Origin of the sequence: Streptomyces sp. UH6 (assembly GCF_013421635.1) — a bacterium.
GTDB classification, from domain to species: domain Bacteria; phylum Actinomycetota; class Actinomycetes; order Streptomycetales; family Streptomycetaceae; genus Streptomyces; species Streptomyces abyssomicinicus.
The window spans coordinates 1-6117 of the sequence record NZ_JACADT010000294.1 but is presented as its reverse complement, the minus strand read 5'-3'; the positions used below and the strand labels follow the sequence as shown (position 1 = coordinate 6117).

6 protein-coding genes and 5 tRNA genes are annotated in these 6117 nt (G+C 70.6%); 10 read left to right on the top strand and 1 reads right to left on the bottom strand.

The features are described from left to right. The first annotated feature begins 143 nt into the window (after nucleotides 1-143). The 6 genes from HW445_RS15790 to HW445_RS15765 all read left to right on the top strand — a co-directional run bounded on the left by HW445_RS15790 (nucleotide 144) and on the right by HW445_RS15765 (nucleotide 1451). Nucleotides 144-890: an HAD family hydrolase gene (locus HW445_RS15790; protein ID WP_180221653.1), complete on the top strand. Its 747-nt coding sequence runs from the start codon at nucleotides 144-146 to the stop codon at nucleotides 888-890. A gap of 95 nt (nucleotides 891-985) precedes the next feature. Then, nucleotides 986-1057: transfer RNA gene (locus HW445_RS15785), tRNA-Gln, on the top strand. A 21-nt stretch (nucleotides 1058-1078) separates the two neighbouring features. Then, a tRNA-Glu gene (locus HW445_RS15780) sits at nucleotides 1079-1151 on the top strand. A gap of 29 nt (nucleotides 1152-1180) precedes the next feature. Then, nucleotides 1181-1253 (top strand) — tRNA-Glu (locus tag HW445_RS15775). Nucleotides 1254-1275: 22 nt separating this feature from the next. Then, nucleotides 1276-1347, top strand: a tRNA-Gln gene (locus tag HW445_RS15770). A 28-nt stretch (nucleotides 1348-1375) separates the two neighbouring features. Continuing rightward, nucleotides 1376-1451, top strand: a tRNA-Glu gene (locus HW445_RS15765). Nucleotides 1452-1590: 139 nt separating this feature from the next. On the opposite strand, the gene ndgR is transcribed toward HW445_RS15765, so the two are convergent. Beyond that, nucleotides 1591-2307 (bottom strand): IclR family transcriptional regulator NdgR, encoded by a 717-nt coding sequence (ndgR, locus tag HW445_RS15760; protein ID WP_151775417.1) that lies wholly within the window; start codon nucleotides 2305-2307, stop codon nucleotides 1591-1593. A gap of 156 nt (nucleotides 2308-2463) precedes the next feature. Between ndgR and leuC the strand changes: the two genes are divergently transcribed. The 4 genes from leuC to HW445_RS15740 all read left to right on the top strand — a co-directional run bounded on the left by leuC (nucleotide 2464) and on the right by HW445_RS15740 (nucleotide 5876). Then, a complete protein-coding gene (gene leuC, locus HW445_RS15755) occupies nucleotides 2464-3888 on the top strand; it encodes a 3-isopropylmalate dehydratase large subunit (RefSeq protein WP_180221652.1) in 1425 nt (474 codons plus the stop codon). Between the two features lie 27 nt (nucleotides 3889-3915). After that, the gene (leuD, locus tag HW445_RS15750; RefSeq protein ID WP_180221651.1) at nucleotides 3916-4509 is read left to right on the top strand and encodes a 3-isopropylmalate dehydratase small subunit; all 594 of its coding nucleotides are present in this window, start codon (nucleotides 3916-3918) and stop codon (nucleotides 4507-4509) included. 339 nt (nucleotides 4510-4848) lie between these two features. After that, nucleotides 4849-5079 (top strand): hypothetical protein, encoded by a 231-nt coding sequence (locus HW445_RS15745; RefSeq protein WP_180221650.1) that lies wholly within the window; start codon nucleotides 4849-4851, stop codon nucleotides 5077-5079. 137 nt (nucleotides 5080-5216) lie between these two features. Further along, nucleotides 5217-5876, top strand: coding sequence for an HU family DNA-binding protein (locus HW445_RS15740; protein ID WP_180221649.1), 660 nt, complete (start codon nucleotides 5217-5219; stop codon nucleotides 5874-5876). Nucleotides 5877-6117 lie beyond the last annotated feature (241 nt).

The following is a 6117-nucleotide window of genomic DNA, read 5'->3' as shown; positions in this document are numbered from 1 at the left end:
CCCGGCTACGCCGGCGGCTGGCGGCCCGCGGAGCTGGCCGGGGGCCACGTCGCCTGGCTGCCCCCCGACGGTCCGGCCGGTCCGGCCGGTCCGACCGGACCGGAACGGGGACAGGACGGCGGGGGCGGGCGTACCGTCGAACCATGAGGATCCAGGCCGTCGTATGGGACGTGGACGACACCCTCTTCGACTACCGCACCGCCGACCGCAGCGGAATCGCCGCCCATGTGGTCGCCGAGGGCCTGTCGCCGGCCTTCGGGAGCCCCGACCACGCCCTCGCCCGCTGGTTCGAGGTGACCGAGTTCCACTGGGCGAGGGTGGCCGCCGGCGAGCTCACCTACGAGGAGCACTGCCGGGAGCGCGTGCGGGCCTTCACCGGCCGGGACCTGGACGACGACGAGGCCGACGCCTGGTTCGGGCGGTACATCGCGCACTACGAGTCCGCGTGGGCGCTCTTCCCCGACTTCCTCCCCGCCCTGGAGGCCCTGGTCCCCAGTCACCGTCACGCGGTGCTGTCCAACTCCAGCCTGCTGGTGCAGGAGCACAAGCTGCGGACCCTGGGCGTGCTGGACCGCTTCGAGGCGGTGCTCTGCGCCGTCGACCTGGGCGTCTCCAAGCCCGCCGCGGAGGCCTTCCACGCGGCCTGCGACGCCCTCGGGCTGCCGCCGGAACAGGTGGCCTACGTGGGCGACCACCCGGAGATCGACGGCCGGGGCGCCGCCGAGGCCGGCCTGCTCTCCGTCCTGATCGACCGGTACGGCCAGGAGCCCGCCGAGGGGACGGGTGACGGCGCGGGGGAGCGGGCCTGGCGGCGCATCCGCTCGCTGGCGGAGCTGCCCGCGGTGCTGGGGGCGGAAACCCGTTTTGGAGCACGGTCAACCTTCGGGTAATGTTCTTCCTGCGCCGAGGGGAACGGGCCGAACAGCCCGGGACAGGAAGCGCGAAACTAGAACAAGAACCCCCGGCGTGGGGGCTTGCGTTCCAGTGGCCTATGGTGTAATTGGCAGCACGACTGATTCTGGTTCAGTTAGTCTTGGTTCGAGTCCAGGTAGGCCAGCTCGCAGAGCTCATCTGCAAAGCCCCCGTTGTGTAGCGGCCTAGCACGCCGCCCTCTCAAGGCGGTAGCGCCGGTTCGAATCCGGTCGGGGGTACTGATTCTCTTCGGGGAATCGCAACAAAGGCCCCCGTTGTGTAGCGGCCTAGCACGCCGCCCTCTCAAGGCGGTAGCGCCGGTTCGAATCCGGTCGGGGGTACAAACTGGTCTAACCATGTAATTGGTCTATGGTGTAATTGGCAGCACGACTGATTCTGGTTCAGTTAGTCTTGGTTCGAGTCCAGGTAGACCAGCTCGGATCTGCGGAAACGCAAGATCCTCGCCCCCGTTGTGTAGCGGCCTAGCACGCCGCCCTCTCAAGGCGGTAGCGCCGGTTCGAATCCGGTCGGGGGTACCAGTAGGAGAAGGGTCCCGTTCATGGAACGGGACCCTTGTTCGTGTGCGGTCGTTCGTGTGCCGGTGGTGAGGCGGGGCGTGGAACGGGTGGTGTGAGGACGGCCCGCGCCCGCTCGGCGGCGAGCGTGGGCCGTCCGGGGTCAGCTGGCGCGCCTCAGCGCCTCGGAGAGCCGCGAGGCCGCGTCTATGACGGCCTGCGCGTGCATCCGGCCCGGGTGCCGGGTGAGGCGCTCGATCGGACCGGAGACGGACACGGCCGCCACCACCCGGTTCGACGGGCCGCGGACGGGGGCGGACACCGAGGCCACGCCCGGCTCGCGTTCGCCGATGGACTGGGCCCAGCCGCGGCGCCGCACGCCGGAGAGCGCGGTGGCGGTGAACCGGGCTCCCTGGAGGCCGCGGTGGAGTCGCTCCGGCTCCTCCCAGGCCATCAGGATCTGCGCCGACGAGCCGGCCTTCATGGTCAGCGTCGATCCCACGGGAACGGTGTCCCGCAGTCCGGACAGGCGCTCGGCGGCGGCGACGCAGATCCGCATGTCGCCCTGGCGGCGATAGAGCTGGGCGCTCTCCCCGGTGACGTCCCGGAGATGGGTGAGCACCGGGCCGGCGGTGGCCAGCAGCCGGTCCTCGCCGGCCGCCGCGGCCAGCTCGGCCAGGCGGGGCCCGAGAATGAAACGGCCCTGCATGTCCCGCGCCACCATGCGGTGGTGCTCCAGTGCCACGGCCAGTCGATGGGCCGTGGGCCTTGCCAGTCCGGTCGCCGCGACCAGACCCGCGAGGGTGGCCGGACCGGACTCGAGAGCGCTCAGTACAAGGGCGGCCTTGTCCAGAACGCCGACGCCGCTGCTGTTGTCCATGCAACGATATTCGCGTCTCACTCTGTGAAACGCAAGTTCACTTTCCCGTGGAAGCCGCCACTCTGGATGCATGGCGTCGTGGTCGCTGCTCCAGGCGGCCGCCACCTGAGTCTCAAGAAGTGCGGGGCCGACGAGGTCCCCGCCGAAGGGAAAGCGATGGGTAGGACACTGGCGGAGAAGGTCTGGGACGACCATGTCGTCCGGCGCGCCGAGGGCGAGCCCGACCTCCTCTACATCGATCTGCACCTGCTTCACGAGGTGACCAGCCCCCAGGCCTTCGACGGCCTCCGCAAGAGCGGACGCAGCGTGCGCCGCCTCGACCTCACCATCGCCACCGAGGACCACAACACCCCGACGATCGACATCGACAAGCCGATCGCCGACCCGGTGTCCCGCGCCCAGCTGGAGACCCTGCGCAAGAACTGCGCCGAGTTCGGCGTCCGGCTGCACTCGCTGGGCGACGTCGAGCAGGGCGTCGTCCACGTGGTGGGACCGCAGCTGGGGCTCACCCAGCCGGGCACCACGGTGGTCTGCGGCGACTCGCACACCTCCACCCACGGCGCCTTCGGCGCGCTGGCGTTCGGCATCGGCACCTCGCAGGTCGAGCACGTGCTGGCCACCCAGACGCTGCCCATGGCCCGCCCGAAGACCATGGCGATCACCGTCGACGGCGAGCTGCCCGAGGGCGTCACCGCCAAGGACCTGATCCTCGCCGTGATCACGAAGATCGGCACCGGCGGCGGCCAGGGCTACGTCCTGGAGTACCGCGGCAGCGCCATCGAGAATCTCTCGATGGAGGCCCGGATGACCATCTGCAACATGTCGATCGAAGCCGGCGCCCGCGCGGGCATGATCGCCCCCGACGAGACCACCTTCGCCTACCTCGAGGGCCGCCCGCACGCGCCGCAGGGCGCCGACTGGGACGCCGCCGTGGAGTACTGGCGGACCCTGCGCACCGACGACGACGCGGTCTTCGACGCCGAGGTCGTCATCGACGCCGCGGAACTCGCCCCGTTCGTCACCTGGGGCACCAACCCCGGCCAGGGCGCGCCGCTTTCGGCCTCCGTGCCGGACCCCGCCTCCTTCGAGGACGCGTCCGAGCGGTTCGCCGCCGAGAAGGCCCTGGAGTACATGGGCCTGGAGGCCGGCACGCCGCTGCGCGAGGTGAAGGTGGACACCGTCTTCGTCGGCTCCTGCACCAACGGCCGCATCGAGGACCTGCGTTCGGTCGCCGAGGTCATCAAGGGCCGCAAAGTCGCCGACGGCGTACGGATGCTGGTCGTCCCGGGCTCCGCGCGGGTCGGGCTGCAGGCGGTCTCCGAGGGCCTCGACGTGGTCTTCAAGGAGGCCGGCGCCGAATGGCGGCACGCGGGCTGCTCGATGTGCCTCGGCATGAACCCGGACCAGCTCGCCCCCGGCGAGCGCTCCGCCTCCACCTCCAACCGCAACTTCGAGGGACGTCAGGGCAAGGGTGGCCGCACCCACCTGGTCTCCCCGCCGGTGGCCGCCGCCACCGCCGTCCTGGGCCGGCTGGCCTCCCCGGCCGACCTGACCGACGCGCCCGTCCCCGCCGGCGTCTGAGAGATCTGGAACCGAGGAACCCAAGACATGGAAGCCTTCACCGTTCACACCGGCCGGGCCGTCCCGCTGCGCCGCAGCAACGTCGACACCGACCAGATCATCCCCGCCCACTGGCTCAAGAAGGTCACCCGGGACGGGTTCGAGGACGGGCTCTTCGAGGCCTGGCGCAAGGACCCGGAGTTCGTCCTCAACCGCCCCGAGCGGGAGGGCGCCACCGTCCTGGTGGCCGGCCCCGACTTCGGCACCGGCTCGTCGCGTGAGCACGCCGTCTGGGCGCTGCAGAACTACGGCTTCAAGACCGTGATCTCCTCGCGCTTCGCCGACATCTTCCGGGGCAACTCGCTGAAGAACGGCCTGCTCACCGTGGTGCTGGAGCAGTCCGTGGTCGACGTGCTGTGGGAGCTGGTCGAGAAGGACCCGACCGCCGAGATCACCGTCGACCTCGAGGCCCGCGAGGTGCGCGCCGAGGGCGTCACCGCCGCCTTCGAGCTGGACGAGAACTCCCGCTGGCGGCTGCTGAACGGGCTCGACGACATCTCCATCACCCTGCGCGAGGAGGCGGACATCGCCGCCTACGAGGCGGGGCGGCCCGCCCACAAGCCCAGGACGCTCGCCGCCTGAGCCCGGGCCGGGCGCCGCCCCGAGCCCTCCCGCTCCGAGCGGCCCCGCCACGCCAAGGCCCCCGGAACCGACCTGACCGGTCGGTTCCGGGGGCCTTTTTCGGCCACCCGGAAAGCGGCTCCGACGCGCCCCGCCGCCACGATCGGGGGTACTGCCGCGCCCCGCCGCACAGGCAGGTTGACGCCGCCCGATTCGTTCCCAACTCCCCGTGTTAGCTGCGGTGTTGTGCGGGTACCCGGGTCGTGGCGGCACCCCTGGCGGATGTCGTCGAAGGGCCCGTCCAGGCGGCAGTTGCCCCCTGCGCAGGCGACAACTCGCCCTAGATGGCACAATCTGTGCATGGAACACGACGGCCAACTCGCGCTCTATGCGGCGGTCGCGGACCGGCTCAAAGAAGCGCACACACAGGTGCGCGCACTGCAAGTCCCGGAGGGCGTACGGGTGGCGCTGACCCGGAAGCTGCTGATCATCACGGCGGCGGCCAAGCACGATCTCGCCGACGCGACAAGGCGGCTGGAGAGGTTCACGGAGGACCTCGCGCAGGGGCGATTCCCCGCCGAGAGCCGCTGAGCACTCCGGAGCGGTCGAGTCCGTTGCGGCACAAGGGTGATTAGCCCGTTTCGTGTTTGATTTGCGGTATATATCTGCCTAACGTGCGAAAACGCTTGAACGGATACGTTCTGGCAAATGTCTCCGAAGGGGAAGACGTGAACAAGGCGCAGCTCGTAGAAGCGATTGCCGACAAGGTCGGTGGCCGTCAGCAGGCCGCCGACGCGGTGGACGCGGTCCTGGACGCCATCGTCCGCGCGGTCGTCGCCGGGGACCGGGTGTCGGTCACCGGTTTCGGTTCCTTCGAGAAGGTCGACCGTCCGGCGCGCTACGCCCGCAATCCCCAGACGGGGGAGCGGGTCCGGGTCAAGAAGACCTCCGTGCCGCGCTTCCGCGCGGGCCAGGGCTTCAAGGACCTGGTCAGCGGCTCCAAGAAGCTCCCGAAGAACGACGTCGCGGTCAAGAAGGCGCCCAAGGGCAGCCTCACGGGCGGCGCCTCCGCCACCGTGAAGAAGGCCGCGGCCAAGAAGACCACCGCCGCGAAGAAGGCCTCCGCCGCCAAGACCACGGCGGCCAAGAAGACCACGGCCACCGCCAAGAAGACCTCCGCGGCCGCCAAGAAGACCACGTCGGCGACGGCGAAGAAGACCTCGGCCGCCGCGAAGAAGACCACCCCGGCGAAGACCACGGCCACCGCCAAGAAGACGGCCGCCAAGAAGGCTCCGGCCAAGAAGGCCACGGCCAAGAAGGCCCCCGCCAAGAAGTCCACGGCGCGCAAGACCACCGCGAAGAAGACCACCTCGCGCGGCGGCAAGTAGGAACGCCGCGCGCCTTCGGGGCTGCTCACGCGCCGGGCCGGACTCCTCCGAGGAGCTCCGGCCCGCAGCGCGTCACGGGCCGTCCGCGCGGTCCCGAAGGCCTGCCGCGCGTCCGGAAGGGGCCGGCGGGAGGACCAGAAGGTCCGCCGCGCGGTTCAGAAGGTCTGCAGGGTCACCAGGGTGATCCGCGGGGGGCCGCCCGCGGCAGGGGCGTCCGCGACAGGGGCGTCCGCCATCTCCA